Origin of the sequence: Phocaeicola fibrisolvens (assembly GCF_025567125.1) — a bacterium.
Taxonomy (GTDB): domain Bacteria; phylum Bacteroidota; class Bacteroidia; order Bacteroidales; family Bacteroidaceae; genus Phocaeicola; species Phocaeicola fibrisolvens.
Genome location: NZ_JAOQJI010000017.1, coordinates 26,025 through 43,728, shown reverse-complemented (window position 1 = coordinate 43,728; position 17,704 = coordinate 26,025). Strand labels below are relative to the sequence as shown.

Annotated in this window: 16 protein-coding genes; 14 read left to right on the top strand and 2 right to left on the bottom strand. The window is 47.7% G+C overall.

The features are described 5' to 3' along the window. Positions 1-4 precede the first annotated feature (4 nt). The 5 genes from OCV81_RS09020 to rpiB all read left to right on the top strand — a co-directional run bounded on the left by OCV81_RS09020 (position 5) and on the right by rpiB (position 6,552). Complete coding sequence (locus OCV81_RS09020) at positions 5-694, top strand: L-ribulose-5-phosphate 4-epimerase (RefSeq protein ID WP_148329735.1); 690 nt, start codon at positions 5-7, stop codon at positions 692-694. A 41-nt stretch (positions 695-735) separates the two neighbouring features. Continuing rightward, positions 736-2,262, top strand: a complete 1,527-nt coding sequence (gene araA / locus OCV81_RS09015) for an L-arabinose isomerase (protein ID WP_148329734.1) — start codon at positions 736-738, stop codon at positions 2,260-2,262. Positions 2,263-2,368: 106 nt separating this feature from the next. Next, positions 2,369-3,967 (top strand): xylulokinase, encoded by a 1,599-nt coding sequence (locus OCV81_RS09010; RefSeq protein WP_022352621.1) that lies wholly within the window; start codon positions 2,369-2,371, stop codon positions 3,965-3,967. A gap of 135 nt (positions 3,968-4,102) precedes the next feature. Continuing rightward, the gene (locus OCV81_RS09005) at positions 4,103-6,118 is read left to right on the top strand and encodes a transketolase family protein (RefSeq protein ID WP_148329733.1); all 2,016 of its coding nucleotides are present in this window, start codon (positions 4,103-4,105) and stop codon (positions 6,116-6,118) included. Continuing rightward, positions 6,118-6,552, top strand: a complete 435-nt coding sequence (gene rpiB / locus OCV81_RS09000) for a ribose 5-phosphate isomerase B (RefSeq protein ID WP_022352623.1) — start codon at positions 6,118-6,120, stop codon at positions 6,550-6,552. Before OCV81_RS09005 ends, rpiB begins: the two co-directional genes overlap by 1 nt. An 82-nt stretch (positions 6,553-6,634) precedes the next feature. Here the strand turns inward: rpiB and OCV81_RS08995 are convergent, their stop codons facing one another. Beyond that, on the bottom strand, positions 6,635-7,408 hold the full coding sequence (locus OCV81_RS08995; protein WP_239464735.1) for an arginase family protein: 774 nt from the start codon (positions 7,406-7,408) through the stop codon (positions 6,635-6,637). A 202-nt stretch (positions 7,409-7,610) separates the two neighbouring features. Here OCV81_RS08995 and OCV81_RS08990 point away from each other — a divergent pair, with 202 nt between their 5' ends. Beyond that, a complete protein-coding gene (locus tag OCV81_RS08990) occupies positions 7,611-8,651 on the top strand; it encodes a DUF4468 domain-containing protein (RefSeq protein ID WP_148329732.1) in 1,041 nt (346 codons plus the stop codon). A 161-nt stretch (positions 8,652-8,812) separates the two neighbouring features. Here OCV81_RS08990 and OCV81_RS08985 read toward each other — a convergent pair whose 3' ends face one another. Further along, positions 8,813-11,107, bottom strand: coding sequence for a bifunctional dihydroorotate dehydrogenase B NAD binding subunit/NADPH-dependent glutamate synthase (locus OCV81_RS08985; RefSeq protein WP_148329731.1), 2,295 nt, complete (start codon positions 11,105-11,107; stop codon positions 8,813-8,815). 352 nt (positions 11,108-11,459) lie between these two features. Between OCV81_RS08985 and OCV81_RS08980 the strand changes: the two genes are divergently transcribed. The 8 genes from OCV81_RS08980 to OCV81_RS08945 all read left to right on the top strand — a co-directional run bounded on the left by OCV81_RS08980 (position 11,460) and on the right by OCV81_RS08945 (position 17,698). Then, positions 11,460-11,738 (top strand): tetratricopeptide repeat protein, encoded by a 279-nt coding sequence (locus tag OCV81_RS08980; RefSeq protein ID WP_022354229.1) that lies wholly within the window; start codon positions 11,460-11,462, stop codon positions 11,736-11,738. Between the two features lie 11 nt (positions 11,739-11,749). Then, complete coding sequence (locus OCV81_RS08975; RefSeq protein ID WP_022354230.1) at positions 11,750-11,980, top strand: 4Fe-4S binding protein; 231 nt, start codon at positions 11,750-11,752, stop codon at positions 11,978-11,980. Between the two features lie 30 nt (positions 11,981-12,010). After that, on the top strand, positions 12,011-13,090 hold the full coding sequence (locus tag OCV81_RS08970; RefSeq protein ID WP_148329730.1) for a 3-methyl-2-oxobutanoate dehydrogenase subunit VorB: 1,080 nt from the start codon (positions 12,011-12,013) through the stop codon (positions 13,088-13,090). Between the two features lie 45 nt (positions 13,091-13,135). After that, positions 13,136-13,264 carry a hypothetical protein gene (locus OCV81_RS08965; protein ID WP_262483167.1) on the top strand — a complete coding sequence of 43 codons (129 nt, stop codon included), beginning with the start codon at positions 13,136-13,138 and terminating at the stop codon, positions 13,262-13,264. A gap of 21 nt (positions 13,265-13,285) precedes the next feature. Next, entirely contained in the window at positions 13,286-14,059 is a 774-nt protein-coding gene (locus tag OCV81_RS08960; protein ID WP_148329729.1) for a thiamine pyrophosphate-dependent enzyme, read from the top strand. Positions 14,060-14,073: 14 nt separating this feature from the next. After that, positions 14,074-14,616, top strand: coding sequence for a 2-oxoacid:acceptor oxidoreductase family protein (locus OCV81_RS08955; RefSeq protein ID WP_148329728.1), 543 nt, complete (start codon positions 14,074-14,076; stop codon positions 14,614-14,616). A 170-nt stretch (positions 14,617-14,786) separates the two neighbouring features. Next, positions 14,787-16,874: a putative porin gene (locus OCV81_RS08950; RefSeq protein WP_148329727.1), complete on the top strand. Its 2,088-nt coding sequence runs from the start codon at positions 14,787-14,789 to the stop codon at positions 16,872-16,874. A gap of 5 nt (positions 16,875-16,879) precedes the next feature. Continuing rightward, positions 16,880-17,698 carry a transporter substrate-binding domain-containing protein gene (locus OCV81_RS08945; RefSeq protein ID WP_148329726.1) on the top strand — a complete coding sequence of 273 codons (819 nt, stop codon included), beginning with the start codon at positions 16,880-16,882 and terminating at the stop codon, positions 17,696-17,698. Positions 17,699-17,704 lie beyond the last annotated feature (6 nt).

Here is a 17,704-nt window from a genome sequence, read left to right as displayed (position 1 = left end):
TCACATGTTAGAAGCACTAAAAGAAGAAGTTTTCCATGCAAACCTGGATTTGGTAAAGCACGGACTGGTGATTTTTACGTGGGGAAATGTATCTGCCATCGATCGTGAAAGCGGACTGGTAGTCATCAAACCTAGCGGAGTGTCTTACGATGAAATGAAAGCTGAGGATATGGTAGTAGTCGATTTGGAAGGAAACGTAGTAGAAGGCGATTTGCGCCCTTCAAGCGACACCCCTACTCATCTGGCTCTCTACAAAGCTTTCCCTGAAATCGGCGGAGTGGTACACACCCACTCTACTTACGCCACTGCCTGGGCACAGGCCGGATGCGACATTCCGAACATCGGTACCACTCATGCAGACTATTTCCACGAGGCTATTCCCTGTACAGCCGACATGACAGAAGAAGAAGTGAAGGGTGCCTACGAACTGGAAACGGGAAATGTCATCGTGAAACGCTTCGAGGGCATGAATCCGGTACATACTCCGGGAGTGCTCGTAAAGAATCACGGACCTTTCTCATGGGGTAAAGATGCACACGACGCTGTACACAATGCCGTAGTCATGGAACAAGTGGCAAAAATGGCCAGCATTGCTTACGCCATCAACCCGCACCTGACCATGAATCCGCTGTTGGTGGAAAAACACTTCAGCCGCAAGCACGGTCCGAATGCCTATTACGGACAAAAGAAATAACAACAAAGCCAACCAATTAATTAATAATAAATAAAATCACTATGAACACATTTGATCAATATGAAGTATGGTTCGTAACCGGAGCTCAGCTCCTTTACGGAGGCGATGCAGTCATCGCAGTAGACGCACACAGCAACGAAATGGTAGCAGGTTTGAACGCCAGCGGCAAACTGCCTGTGAAAGTGGTATATAAAGGAACAGCCAATTCTTCAAAAGAAGTAGAAGCTGTATTCAAAGCAGCCAACAACGACGATAAATGTATCGGTATCATCACTTGGATGCACACTTTCTCTCCGGCCAAGATGTGGATTCACGGCTTGCAGCAATTGAAAAAACCGTTGCTCCACCTGCACACTCAGTTCAACAAAGAAATTCCATGGGACACAATGGACATGGATTTCATGAACCTGAACCAGTCTGCTCACGGCGACCGCGAATTCGGTCATATCTGCACCCGCATGCGTATCCGTCGCAAAGTGGTAGTAGGTTACTGGAAAGAAGAATCTACTCAGAAGAAGATTGCTGTCTGGATGCGTGTATGTGCTGCATGGGCTGACGCTCAGGATATGCTGATTATCCGCTTCGGCGACCAGATGAACAATGTAGCCGTTACCGACGGTGACAAGGTGGAAGCTGAACAGCGCATGGGATACCATGTAGACTACTGCCCGGTAAGCGAACTCATGGAATATCACAAAGAGGTAAAGGACGAAGACGTAGATGCATTGGTAAAAACTTACTTCAGCGAATACGACCACGATGCGGAACTGGAAGACAAATCTACAGAAGCTTACCAGAAAGTCTGGAACTCTGCCAAAGCTGAACTGGCTCTCCGCGCCATTCTGAAAGCAAAAGGTGCCAAAGGTTTCACTACTAACTTCGACGACCTGGGTCAGACAGACGGCAGCCACTTCGACCAGATTCCGGGCTTGGCTTCTCAGCGACTGATGGCAGAAGGATACGGTTTCGGAGCAGAAGGCGACTGGAAATCAGCTGCTTTATACCGTACTGTATGGGTAATGAATCAGGGATTGCCTAACGGATGCTCTTTCCTGGAAGACTACACACTGAACTTCGACGGTGAAAACAGTGCCATCCTGCAGGCCCACATGCTGGAAGTTTGCCCGATGATTGCTGCCAAGAAACCTCGCTTGGAAGTACACTTCCTGGGTATCGGCGTTCGCAAGAGCCAGACTGCACGTCTTGTCTTCACTTCTAAGGTAGGTACAGGATGTACAGCTACAGTAGTAGACCTGGGCAACCGTTTCCGTCTGATTGTAAACGACGTAGAATGCATCGAACCGAAACCGCTGCCTAAATTGCCGGTTGCTTCTGCTCTTTGGAAACCGATGCCTAACTTCGAAATCGGTGCGGGTGCATGGATCTTGGCTGGTGGTACACACCACTCTTGCTTCTCATACGACCTGACTGCAGAATACTGGGAAGACTATGCTGAAATCGCCGGTATTGAAATGGTACATATCAACAAAGACACTACCATCGGTGAATTCAAGAAAGAACTTCGCATGAACGAAGTATACTACATGCTGAACAAAGCACTCTGCTAATACTTTGTCAGTTTCATTAAAAGTGCTGGACAGAAACCTTCTTTCTGGCAGCACTTTTAATTTTTCCTATTGCTTTATTTCTTAACTTTAAATTGTTGATTTTGATATGAAATCAGATGCTAAGTCAACCATTGAGGCAGGCAAGGCCATTTTGGGTATTGAATTCGGTTCCACCCGAATCAAAGCTGTCTTGATTGACCAGGAAAACAAACCCATCGCACAAGGTAGTCATACGTGGGAAAACCAGTTGGTAGACGGACTCTGGACCTACAGCATTGAAGCTATCTGGGCTGGGCTACAAGATTGCTACGCCGATCTTCGCGCTAACGTAAAAAAACAATATGGCATAGAAATCGAAACGCTGGCAGCCATCGGTATCAGTGCCATGATGCACGGCTATATGCCTTTCAATGACAAGGCTGAAATTCTGGTACCTTTCCGCACCTGGAGAAATACCAACACTGGAAAAGCTGCGGCCGAACTGTCTGAACTGTTCGTCTATAACATTCCTCTGAGATGGAGTATCTCTCACCTGTATCAGGCCATCCTGAACAAGGAAGAGCACGTAAAAGACATCACGTTCCTTACCACACTTGCCGGCTATGTACACTGGCAGATTACCGGTGAAAAGGTACTGGGTATCGGTGATGCGTCCGGTATGCTTCCTATCGACCCTGCCACAAAGAACTATTCTGCCGAAATGGTGGCTAAGTTCGACAAACTGGTGGCTCCCTACGGATTCAGCTGGAAACTGACCGACATCCTGCCTAAAGTCTTGCTGGCCGGAGAAAATGCCGGTTGCCTGACCGAAGAAGGTGCCAAGAAGCTGGATGTATCCGGCCACTTGAAGGCAGGCATTCCTGTATGTCCTCCGGAAGGAGATGCGGGCACAGGCATGGTGGCCACCAATGCCGTAAAACAGCGGACTGGTAACGTTTCAGCCGGTACTTCTTCCTTCTCTATGATTGTACTGGAAAAAGACCTGTCAAAACCGTATGAAATGATTGATATGGTGACTACTCCCGACGGTAGTCTGGTAGCCATGGTACACTGCAACAACTGTACTTCCGACCTGAACGCATGGGTCAACCTGTTCAAGGAATACCAGGAACTGATGGGCATGCCGGTAGACATGGACGAAATCTTCGGCAAGCTGTACAATAACGCTTTGACAGGTGATGCCGACTGCGGTGGACTGATTTCCTACAACTACTTCTCAGGCGAACCTGTGACAGGACTGACAGAAGGACGCCCGTTGTTCGTGCGTACAGCCAACGACAAATTCAATCTGGCTAACTTCATGCGCGCTCACTTGTATGCTTCTGTAGGCGTATTAAAAATTGGTAATGACATCCTCTTCAACGAAGAAAAGATTAAGGTAGACCGCATTACGGGTCATGGCGGTTTGTTCCGCACCAAAGGTGTAGGCCAGCGTGTATTGGCTGCAGCCATCAATTCTCCGATTTCTGTCATGGAGACGGCCGGTGAAGGCGGTGCATGGGGTATCGCCCTGCTGGGTTCTTACCTGGTAAATAATGACAAGAAGCAGTCTTTAGCCGACTTCCTCGACGAAAAGGTATTTGCAGGCAATGCAGGCGTAGAGGTATCACCTACGGCAGAAAACGTAGCCGGATTCAACGCTTATATTGAAAAATACAAGGCTTGTCTGCCTGTAGAAGAGGCTGCAGTGAAATACAAGAAGTAAAAAAATGTGAAATAAATAACTTACTTCCACTTTGTAATTTACATATAAATGTCATACCTTTGCTCATAATTTCAAGAAGCAGGTACCCATAGCGGTGTCTGCCTTATGTAGCATACAAATTAAAAAATTAATAATATGAACAGTAAACAAGTAATGAACCATGCCGCTGACAATATTCGTATTTTAGCTGCATCAATGGTTGAAAAAGCGAAATCCGGTCATCCCGGAGGTGCAATGGGTGGAGCCGATTTCATCAATGTACTGTACTCTGAGTTCCTGCAATATGATCCTCAGAACCCGAAATGGGAAGGACGTGACCGTTTCTTCCTCGACCCGGGTCACATGTCTCCGATGTTGTATTCACAGCTGGCACTCATCGGAAAATTCACATTGGAAGAATTGCAGCAACTGCGCCAGTGGGGTTCTCCTACTCCGGGACATCCGGAAGTAGACGTAATGCGCGGCATTGAAAATACATCCGGTCCGCTCGGACAGGGACATACCTTTGCGGTAGGTGCTGCCATCGCTGCTAAATTCCTGGCTGCCCGCACAGGCAATCCGACTTTTGCAAAAGAAACTATCTATGCATATATCTCAGATGGAGGTATTCAGGAAGAAATCTCTCAGGGCAGCGGACGTATTGCCGGATGCCTGGGACTGGACAACCTGATTATGTTCTACGACTCCAACGAAATTCAGTTGTCTACTGAAACAAAGGATGTAACTACGGAAGATACAGCCATGAAATACCGTGCATGGGGATGGAACGTCATCGAAATCAACGGTAACGACTGCGAAGAAATCCGTACAGCCTTGAATGCAGCAAAAGCTGAGAGCAAACGCCCGACCCTGATTATCGGTAAATGTATTATGGGTAAGGGTGCCCGCAAGGCAGACAACACTTCATACGAACATAACTGCAAGACTCACGGAGCTCCTCTGGGTGGCGACGCTTACAAAAATACCATCCTGAACTTAGGCGGTGATCCGGAAAATCCGTTCGTTATTTTCGACGACGTAAAAGAAATCTACGCCAAACGTGCAGAAGAACTGAAAGCCATCGCAGCTGCCCGTCATGAAGAAGAAGCTGCATGGGCTGCCGCCAACCCGGAAAAAGCCGCACAACTGAAAGAATGGTTCAGTGGTGCTGCACCGAAAGTAGACTGGGCACACATCCAGCAGAAAGCAAACGATGCAACCCGTAACGCATCGGCTACCGTATTGGGCGCATTGGCACAGCAGGTTCCTAACATGATTTGTGCTTCTGCCGACTTGTCTAACTCAGATAAGACCGACGGCTTCCTGAAACAGACTCACGCCTTCACCAACGGAGATTTCAGCGGTGCCTTCTTCCAAGCCGGAGTAGCTGAACTGACCATGGCTTGCTGCTGCATCGGTATGGCTTTGCATGGCGGTGTCATCGCAGCTTGCGGTACCTTCTTCGTATTCTCAGACTACATGAAACCAGCCGTACGTATGGCTGCCCTCATGCAGTTGCCAGTGAAATTCATCTGGACACACGATGCATTCCGCGTAGGAGAAGACGGACCTACACACGAACCGGTAGAACAGGAAGCACAGATTCGTTTGATGGAAAAACTGAAAAACCACCACGGAAAGAACTCTATGTTGGTTCTCCGTCCGGCCGATGCAGAAGAAACGACTGTTTGCTGGAAACTGGCTATGGAAAATACCGATACTCCGTCGGCTTTGATTCTGTCTCGCCAGAACATCAACATGTTGCCGGAAGGAACAGACTATGCACAGGCTGCCAAAGGAGCTTACATCGTAGCAGGTTCTGACGAAAATCCGGATGTCATCATGGTAGCTTCTGGTTCTGAAGTTTCTACACTGGTAGCCGGAGCTGAACTGTTGCACAAAGACGGCATCAAAACCCGCATCGTTTCTGTACCGTCAGAAGGCTTGTTCCGCAGCCAGAGCAAGGAATATCAGGAAAGCATCATTCCTACAGGAGCCAAAGTATTCGGTCTGACAGCCGGACTGCCGGTAAACTTGCTCGGACTGGTAGGTGCCAACGGTAAAATCTGGGGCCTGGAATCATTCGGTTTCTCTGCTCCTTACAAAGTGCTGGATGAAAAACTGGGATTCACCGCAGAAAATGTGTATAACCAAGTAAAAGAAATGCTCTAATGAAAACAATAGGACTTGCATCCGACCATGCCGGATTTGAATTGAAACAATACGTAAAAAAATGGCTGGAAGCTAAAGGATGGGAATACAAGGATTTTGGTACTTACTCTACAGAAAGTTGCGACTATCCCGATTATGCACATCCATTGGCGTTGGCCGTAGAAAAAGGTGAATGCTATCCGGGCATTGCCATCTGCGGAAGCGGAGAAGGCATCAGCATGACGCTGAACAAGCATCAGGGTATCCGTGCGGCACTTTGCTGGATTCCGGAAATCGCCCATTTGGCCCGTCAGCACAACGATGCCAACGTATTGGTCATGCCGGGACGTTTCATCGACGAAGCCACTGCCGACAAGATTATGACAGAATTCTTTACGACCGACTTTGAAGGCGGACGTCATCAGGCAAGGATTGACAAGATGCCAGTTCGGTAATTCTGAGATTATTCAGAAAAATCTATTCATTTGAGGCGAAATAGAAAATCCCGTTTCCATTCGATTTGGAAACGGGATTTTTTCATTCATTTAGTTGGTTCCGCCGAAAAAAATCCAACAATTCCTGATTGGCCCGGCTATCAAGAGCTACTTCTTGCTTCTCTTTGAAAATATCCAAGGTGGTAGGGCACTCTCCACAGATATCAATGCCTATCACCTGCTCCTGGCGCAACACCACCGACAGCAGCTGCTCCAGTTCCGGCAGCGACAGCTCTCCCTGATCCCAGTTGGTCGCAGCAGAATGCGCATCCAACACATCCTTATCAATTGACAGGTACACCGGCCCCTCCACATGTTGTGCCGAGAACCGCTTCCAGGCTTCTTCATGCGAAAGTTCCTTCTCGCCGTAGAAAATCACCCGCTCCCGATAAGCTTCCGGAATAGCCTCCTTCAATTTTTCCGACACTCCTGCCAGAATCACATTCCGCACGTAAGGGTTGGTGTCCATCACATCCTTCACCCATCCTCCACAAGAGATTACACCTTCAAACAACGGAGGCTGCATGTCAGGATGATGGTCAAACACCACCAATGAAAAAGGCTGCCGAATCTTGTCGGTCCAGAACTTTGTCAAATAATGATAATTGCCGGAGTCAATAAAATGAATGGCTTTGACGGGATAATCGGCTATCAATTGCTTTAAAGCCTTAGCCCCTTCTTTGTCACAATAACATTCCGTACCCTTCAGATGCGTACAATCCAGCCACGTGTAATTCCGCTCATGCGAAAAACGTTCCCAGTCGTACACACCCGTGAAATTCATAATCACCACTCGTCCGTCGTTCTTTGTATTCATATCATTAGTATCTTTTATTCAAATAAATTCCGCAAACATCATACCTAATTCGCAAATGACAAAATGACAGCCTCCCCTAAAAAATAATAAGAAATCCAATTCCTGCATGCAGGAGAAAAAAAATGGCTATCTTTACAAACAATATGGCAGAAATAACTATATTCACCCCACAAATTTAAATTGTAAATCATATATACGAATCATGAAAAAACTGTTATTCATTCTATTGGCTTGTCTGCCATTGTTTGGAATGGCCAAAGACAAAAAAGACAATACTGACCCGAAGTATTTGGTAGGAGCTGTCACATTGGACGATGGAAAAGTGACTTTCACTCACGACATCCAAGCTCCCTCTCTTTCCAAAGAACAACTCTACCAGCAAATGCTTGACTGGGCCAACAACCGTTTCAAACCCGACGGGAAACTGCTAAGTCGGGTGGTCTATACCAATGAAGAAGAAGGCGACATCGCCGCTTCGGCGGAAGAATACATGGTATTCTCCTCTTCTGCCCTTTCATTGGACCGTACCCGTATCTATTACCAATACTTTATCCATGTAACCGACGGGGTATGCCACATGACTATGACCCGTATCCGCTACTGGTACGATGAAAACCGTGACGGAGGACAGAAGTTTACGGCTGAAGAATGGATTACCGATGACATGGCACTGAACAAAAAGAAAACGAAACTTGCTCCCATCTGCGGAAAATTCCGCCGCGAGACCATCGACCTGAAAGACCAGCTTTTCCAGTCGGCTACCGATGCACTGGGACAAAAGGTATTGGCCAACGGAACCACTTCTGCCACAACCGTAGCAGCTACTCCGCTAACACCAGCATTAACTGGCGAACTGAAAGAAATAGATGTAACGAAACTTACAGACAACTGGAACAACCAGCTGCAGAACGGACGCATCACCCTGACCGCCAACGAGGAAGAAATCGAAATCAAACCGGAAAACTGGGGAGGCTTTGGAAAGTTGTTCAATAAGAACGTGGCTTATCTGCTAATTGCCCAAGACCGTATCGCCCTCAGCGCCCTGATGGAACAATGCACGGAATATAAGATTACCTTCTACGCTCAGGGAAGCAACCAGCCGGCCGCAGTCATTGAATGCAAAAAGTCTATGAGCCAGAAAATGACAGCCGATGACCTGAAATCACTCAATATTCAAGCAGATAGCAGCAAATCTTACACCATGTACACAGGCGAAATCATCCGCACTTTGCTGCGTCAGTAACCTCATTCCAAAAACGTCCTTACGTTTTATCTCAAACACAAGGACGTTTTACTTCAAACGCTTCGACGTTTTATCTAAAACGTAAAGGCGTTTAAAAGAAAACGCTTAGACGTTCTTTTCCAAACGTCTAAGCGTTTTTTTATGAGCTTATTTTTACAGGATTATGCCTTCTGAAGCTGACGATTCATGGCAGCTGCCGCACGACGTCCGTCACCCATGGCCAGAATCACGGTGGCTCCACCGCGTACGATATCTCCTCCGGCATAGATGGTCGGGATGGACGACTGCATGTCCTCGTTCACTGCGATGGTACCCTTACGTCCCAGTTCCAAACCGGGAATAGAATGAGGCACAATCGGATTTGGCGAAACGCCCACACTGACAATGGCCATATCAATGTCCAATGTCACCGTAGCCCCCGGAATAGGCACCGGACTACGACGACCGGACGCATCGGGTTCGCCCAGTTCCATTTTCTGTAACACCACTTGTTTCACCCGACCTTTCTCGTCGGCAATGTATTCAATCGGATTGTGCAGGGTCAGGAATTCCACGCCTTCCTCCTTGGCATGTTTCACTTCCTCCAGTCGGGCCGGCATTTCCGCTTCCGAACGACGGTAAATAATCATCGCTTTCTCCGCTCCCAAACGGCGGGCCGTACGCACAGAATCCATGGCCGTATTTCCACCTCCAATCACAGCTACCCGCTTACCGAAGGTCACCGGAGTGTCGGAATCTTCACTGGCCGCATCCATCAGGTTCACACGGGTCAGATATTCGTTGGACGACATGATGTTGATGGAGTTCTCGCCCGGGATATTCATGAAATTAGGCAATCCGGCACCCGAAGCCACAAAGATTCCCTTGAAGCCTTCGTTTTCCAACTCTTCTACACTGAGGGTCTTCCCAATGATGCAGTCCTTCACAAAAGTCACGCCCATCTTCGACAAGTTCTCGATTTCCACGTCCACAATCTTGTTGGGCAGACGGAACTCCGGAATACCGTATTTCAGTACCCCACCAATCTCGTGCAGGGCCTCGAATACAGTCACATCGTATCCCATCTTGGCCATGTCGCCCGCGAACGACAATCCCGCGGGTCCCGAACCGACCACCGCCACCTTGATGCCGTTCTTGGTCGCAATTTCCGGAACCGAAATCTGTCCGCTTTCCCGCTCATAATCGGCTGCAAAACGTTCCAGGTAACCGATGGCCACTGCTTCGTGCCCCATCTTCAGGTGGATACACTTCGACTCACACTGCTTTTCCTGCGGACAGACACGTCCGCACACAGCCGGAAGTGCACTGGTTTTCTTCAGCGTACGGGCTGCTTCCAGAAATTCTCCACGCTCAATGTTCTTGATGAAGCCCGGAATATCAATGCCCACCGGACAACCTTCCATACAGGAAGGATTGGCACAGTCCAGACATCGCTTGGCCTCCGTCAGCGCCTGTTCTTCGTTCAGTCCCAAGTTCACTTCCTCCTTGCGGCTGTGTGAGCGGTATTCCGGGTCCAGTTCGTTCATCTTCACCCGAGGAATCAGGGTACGCTCTTTCGGCTTCATCCGCTTGCGCAACGCTTCACGCCACTCCGCATTCCGGCCCGAAGCACTCTGTTCCGCTTCACATGCCGCAGGATGCTCGTCCAGCTTGTGAATTTCCTCCCGTTCGATGTCCTTGAAGGCACCCATACGCTTGAGCATCTCGTCAAAGTCCACCTGATGGCCGTCGAATTCCGGACCATCCACACACACGAACTTCGTCTTTCCTCCCACAGTGATACGGCAGGCACCACACATACCCGTTCCATCCACCATGATGGTGTTCAGAGACACATCGGTCGGGATGTCGTATTTCTTCGTCAGCAGGCAGACAAACTTCATCATGATGGCCGGACCGATGGCAAAGCACTTGTCCACCTTCTCCCGCTTGATGACCGCTTCCACCCCTTCCGTCACCAGTCCTTTCTGTCCGTAAGAACCATCGTCGGTCATGATAATCACTTCGTCGGAACTTTCCCGCATTTCCTTTTCCAGGATAATCAGTTCCTTGGTACGTCCGGCCAATACGGTAATCACCCGGTTGCCAGCAGCTTTCAATGCCTGTACGATGGGGAGCATCGGCGCTACTCCCACTCCTCCTCCGGCACAGACCACCGTACCGAAATTCTCAATATGAGTGGCTTTTCCCAACGGACCTACCACATCCGTAATATAGTCGCCTACATTCAGTTCGCATAAACGAGTGGACGAAAGTCCCACCTCCTGTACCACCAGCGTGATGGTTCCTTTCACTGGGTCGGCCGCAGTAATGGTCAGCGGCATACGTTCCCCCTTCTCTCCCACACGGACAATTACGAAATGCCCCGCTTTGCGTGATTTTGCAATCAAAGGAGCCTCAATAACCAGTTTAAAAACTTTTTCGGAAAAACGCTCCTTCTGAAGAATTCTGTTCATGGTCTTATCTGATAAAGTTAATTATTAGTTGTTCCTTTTATGAATAAATTGCCACAAAGTTAAAAGAAATAACGACACTTTCAAATATTTTTCAGGCCTTTGGAAAAATCTGTCAAGAAATCACACCCATAAAAGGACTTATACTTTAGTTCTCCCAAAACCAAAATTAGTTAATTATGCATCTTTTTCATATAGAACGAATTGAAGTATAACATAACATTATATTAATCAACACATTACACACATCCACTCAAAAAATTTTTTGTACAAAAATGCTATTTATTCCGTAAAAATGACTCTTATACCAAATTAAAGACTATCTTTGTAAGGTTACAATATGATATAAAAGCTCATGAATGAACGACTGAATCACATCAGACAACTGATAAATGAAGGAAATGTAGACACCGCTATATCCTGCCTGAATGATTTACTCCTCACCGCTTCCTCACCCATGCCGGAAGCTTATTATCTTTTGGGGAACGCTTATCGGAAAAAAGGCGACTGGCAAGGTGCGCTGAATAATTATCAGGAAGCAATCTCTTTGGACCCGGAGAGTCCGGCATCCGAAGCCAGAGCAATGATGATGGATATACTCAACTTTTATAACAAAGATATGTTTAATCAATAAGATATAGAACTATGGCTAAAATGAAAGGTGTGGTTGTAGTAAATACAGAACGATGCAAGGGATGCAACCTGTGCGTGGTAGCATGTCCGTTGCACGTACTGTCACTCACCCCAAAAGTAAATCAAAAAGGATATAATTTTGTACAGCAGGTAGTGGAAGACACCTGCAACGGATGCTCTTCGTGCGCCATTGTGTGCCCGGACGGATGTCTCACCGTATATAGAGCAAAATGTGAAGAATAATAAATGCCCAACAAGCAAAATCTAAAAATTATGGCAGAAGAAGTTGTTCTAATGAAAGGTAACGAAGCCATAGCCCATGCCGCCATCCGTATCGGCGTGGACGGTTACTTCGGTTACCCTATCACTCCCCAATCTGAAGTATTGGAAACGCTTGCTGAACAGAAACCTTGGGAAACTACCGGAATGGTAGTACTTCAGGCGGAAAGTGAGGTAGCAGCAATTAATATGGTGTATGGAGGCGCCGGTAGCGGAAAAATGGTCATGACATCCTCCTCCAGCCCTGGTGTCAGCCTGAAACAGGAGGGTATCTCCTACATTGCAGGAGCCGAACTGCCCTGTCTGGTAGTGAACGTCATGCGTGGCGGTCCAGGACTGGGTACCATCCAGCCGAGTCAGGCCGATTATTTCCAGACAACTAAAGGAGGCGGACACGGTGACTATCACCTCATCGCACTGGCCCCGGCTTCCGTACAAGAAATGGCCGACTTCGTAGGCCTGGCTTTCGACCTCGCATTCAAATACCGCAACCCGGCCATGATTCTGGCCGACGGCGTCATCGGACAAATGATGGAGAAAGTGACCCTGCCGGCATTCCGCCCCAGACGGACAGAAGAGGAAATCCTGGCACAATGCCCGTGGGCTACCACTGGCTGCAAAGGTCGCAAACCAAACATCATCACTTCGCTGGAACTTGACCCGGCGGTAATGGAACAGCGCAACCTGCACCTACAAGCCAAATATGCGGAAATCGCAGAAAAGGAAACCCGCTATGAAGAGCTGGACGCCGAAGATGCGGAATACCTGATTGTAGCCTTCGGTTCATGCGCCCGTATTGCACAGAAAGCCATGGAACATGCGCGTGAAGAGGGAATCAAGGTCGGTCTGTTCCGCCCGATTACTTTGTGGCCGTTCCCCAGCAAGGCTTTGAAAGAAAGAGCCAAACAAGTGAAAGGTATCCTGACCGTGGAACTGAACAGCGGACAGATGATTGAAGACGTCCGTCTGGCCGTAGAATGCAAAGTACCGGTAGAGCACTTCGGACGCTTGGGCGGTATCGTTCCCGATCCGGATGAAGTAATCGAAGCCATTAAAGAAAAACTGATCAAATAAGTTATGGATACCGACAGAATAAGAGCCGTTTTAAACGTGTTGTTTATGATCGGTGCACTGATTTCCGTAATTCTCTATTTCACTTTGGGTGACGACAAGACCGTATTCTTCTACGTGTGCGGTGCCTCTCTTTTCCTGAAGATGATGGAGTTCGTGTTCCGTTTCTTTCTATGATAAACTACAGGAGAACCAATTATGACAAAAGAAGATATAATCAAACCTGAAAATCTGGTTTATCAGAAGCCTCGATTGCTGAACGATAACCCGATGCACTACTGTCCGGGATGCAGCCACGGAGTAGTCCACAAACTGATTGCCGAAGTCATCGACGAAATGGGTATGGCCGAGAAAGCCGTCGGAGTAAGTCCGGTGGGATGTGCCGTATTCATGTATAACTACCTGGACATCGACTGCCAGGAAGCTGCACACGGACGTGCACCTGCCTTGGCCACTGCTATCAAACGCCTCTGGCCCGACCGTCTGGTATTCACTTACCAAGGCGACGGTGACTTGGCCTGCATTGGTACGGCAGAAACCATCCATGCGTTGAACCGTGGCGAACACATTGCCATTATTTTCATCAACAATGCCATCTACGGTATGACCGGCGGACAGATGGCTCCGACCACACTGGTGGGCATGAAAACTTCCACCTGTCCCTACGGACGTGTACCGGAAATTCACGGCTACCCGCTGAAGATGACAGAAATTGCTGCGACCCTGCAAGGAACGGCCTACGTCACTCGTCAGTCTGTACAGTCAGTGGCTGCCATCCGCAAGGCAAAGAAAGCCATCCGCAAAGCCTTTGAATGCTCCATGCAGAAAAAAGGCTCCAGCCTGGTAGAAATTGTGTCTACCTGCAACTCCGGATGGAAGATGTCACCCGAAGCCGCCAACAAATGGATGGAAGAGAACATGTTCCCGTTCTACCCGCTGGGCGACCTGAAAGATACTACAGATATTAAATAATCATTCGCATACCTATGAAAGAAGAAATTATCATCGCAGGATTTGGAGGACAAGGGGTACTTTCCATGGGAAAAATCCTGGCATATTCCGGGTTGATGGAAAACAAGGAAGTGACCTGGATGCCTGCCTACGGTCCCGAACAGCGCGGAGGTACGGCCAACGTCACCGTCATCGTCAGCGACGAACGTATCTCTTCCCCGATTCTCAGCAAATACGATACAGCCATCATTCTGAACCAGCCTTCGCTTGCCAAGTTTGAGAACAAGGTAAAACCGGGCGGTGTACTGATTTATGACGGCTACGGCATCATCAATCCCCCGACCCGCAAAGACATCCATGTGTACCGCATCGATGCCATGGACGAAGCCAACGAACGGAAAATGGCCAAGACCTTCAACATGATCGTACTGGGTGGTCTTTTGAAGATACGCCCTATCGTATCCATTGACAGTGTAGTAAAGGCATTGCACAAGACGCTGCCCGAACGTCATCATCACTTGATTCCAATGAACGAAGAAGCCATTAAAATCGGAATGGAAATCATCAAGGAAGTCTGAACCTCATTAAAAACTCATACTGGCTACCTGAAAGGCTGTGAGGATATTTCATGAAAGAATGTCCTTGCGGCCTTCTCTTTTCCCAGCCCGTTCATTTCTATAAAAGCGCACCTACATTTTGAAAGACACAATCTCCCGTTTTCGCTTTTTTATTGTATCTTTGCCCCATTATGAAGAAAATACTTTTTATAGCTATACTCATACTTCTGTGTGGCTCATTGCCCGCACAGAACACCCTGACCCAATACGGACAATATGGAACATCTGCCACAGGCCAGGACGGAAACAGGTATGACCGAAACGGAAACCCGATTGATACCACTGCTGTCATCGATGCCAATACAGTGCCCGTAGGACTCAACTCCTGGAAAATCGATGAACGTTTTGGCGAAATGACCGCAGTCCCCGTAGACACGCTACAACATGGATTTCAAAATTCCAATGACACGGGAGGGCCTACCGGACATTACACCTACCTTGGAAATTTGGGCTCTCCACGCATCTCCCACGTGTTTTTCGAGCGGAAAGAAAGCAGCCAGTTTTTCTTTACCGACCCGTATGATTTTACAGTAAGGAAACCGAGTGACATCATTTATACCAATACAAAATCACCTTTTACTAACCTGACCTATTTCAAACAAGGTGACGGACGTTACGGAGAAGAGCGTTTCAAAGCCTATTTTGCTGTCAACGTCAACAAACGCATGGGCTTTGGCTTCGACATCGATTATACTTACGGACGAGGAAAATATGACAGCCAGTCGACTGCCTTGTTCAACGGCAATCTTTTTGCCTATTATCACGGAGACAAATATGACATGCATTTCAGTTTCATCAACGACAACCTGAAAGTCGCCGAGAACGGGGGTATCACGGACGATCGTTACATCACCAATCCACTGGAAATGGCCGAAGGAAACCGGACTTATGAAACCTACTCCATTCCGACCAACTTGTCAAATATCTGGAACCACAACACGGGATACCACGCATTCCTGACACACCGATACAACTTGGGATTCTATCGGGACGAAGCCACTGAGAACGATACGATTACCAAAGAAGTATTTGTGCCGGTCACCAGTTTCATCCACACCGTAAACGTAGACATTAACCGAAGAAAATACATTTCTTATGACACCAGTCAGAATGAAAAATATTTCGAGCACAACTACCTTGGAAAAGACTCTCTCGATGTGACCAAGAACTTTTCTATCAAAAATACCGTAGGCATCGCTCTCCGGGAAGGTTTCAACAAATGGGCAAAGGCGGGACTGACGGTTTTTGCCAGCTTTGAGCATCGAAACTTCACACTTACCGATACGATAACTGGTACTCCTGGGCGCCGAATTCCGACCAGCCACAAAGAAAATGTGCTTTCTATTGGAGGACAGCTCATCAAGTCGCAGGGAAAGACTTTACATTACAACGTGCTAGGAGAAATTGCCATGATTGGAGAAGACGCCGGACAGTTCAGCGTGGAAGGACAAGGCGATTTGAATTTCCGTCTGTTCAACGATACAGTCCGCTTGGAAGCCAATGCTTATATCAAGAACTTGAACCCGACATTCTATTACCGCCATTTCCACTCCAAACACTACTGGTGGGATAATGACCTGAGTAAAATCATGCGTACCCGCATTGAAGGAAAACTGAGCATCGACCGCTGGCGTACACAACTGAAAGCCGGAGTAGAAAACATTACCAATTACACGTATCTGGACAATACATCCGTAAAATACACAAACAATGATGTAGCCAGCTATAAAAACAATATGGCTGTAAGCCAATACTCTGGAAGCATCCAGGTGTTCAGCGCCACTTTACGGCAGGATTTCAAGTTGGGCATTCTCCATCTTGACAATGAAATCACCTACCAGAAAACGAGTAATGCCACTATATTACCTCTTCCGGAACTCGTGCTTTACCACGACTTGTATATCCGGTTCGGTCTAGCCAAAAGAGTGCTCAATATCGAAATGGGAGCCGACCTGCGTTATTTCACCCAATATTATGCGCCCGACTATGCACCAGCCATCGGGCAGTTCTATTTGCAGAATCCGGATACACGATACAAGCTGGGAGGCTATCCACTCATCAACGGATACATCAACCTGCACCTGAAACGTACGCGTATTTTTGTACAGATGTACAACCTGCTGCAACGTACGGGCGAGAAAAGCTACTTTCTTGCTCCCCACTATCCACTCAACCCGCGCATCCTGAAGGTCGGTCTTTCTTGGAACTTCTTTGACTAACGGCCATGAAGAAAAACAAACTTTTCTACCTGACAGGTGGGATTATTCTCCTGCTGATTCTGGTGCGTCTTTGCTCACACCATGAGACACATCCGAAGTTCACTCCGCGTGACTATCCGGAGATTATCCGCTCGGGCATTCTTCGTGCTGTCATGGAATACAACTCCATCAGCTACCACGCAGACAAAGACAGCATTTCCGGTTTCGATTATGAACTGCTGAACGCCTTTGCCAAAGCTAAAAAACTCCGCTTGGAAGTTACTCCAGAAATGAGTTTCGAAGAGCGGTTGAAAGGTATCAGCGAAGGGAAGTACGACCTGATAGCTACAGGTACCATTGTAACCACCCGCTCAAAAGATACCCTACTCTTTACCCAGCCTCTATTGTTGAGCAAACAGATTTTGGTACAACGAAAACGAGAAGAAGGTAAAGACAGTCTGTATATACAAAATCAACTGGAGTTGGGAGGTAAAATGCTGCACATCGTCAAAGGTTCCCCAGCTCTTCTTCGACTGCATAACCTGATTAATGAAATTGCCGATACTATTTATATTAAAGAAATAGACCAGTATGGCCCCGAACAGCTCATGGCCATGGTTTCCGAGGGAGACATCGACTACGCTGTATGTGACGAAAACATCGCCAAAGCCAACATCGGACTATACCCCAATCTAGACATCGATACCGATATCAGCTTCACTCAGTTTTATGCATGGGGAGTGGCTAAACACGCCCCCCTCCTGCTCGACAGCCTGAATGTCTGGTTAAACCAGTACATGAAAAGTGAAGACTATCGGGTATTATATAAAAAATATTTTTACTAAAACCAC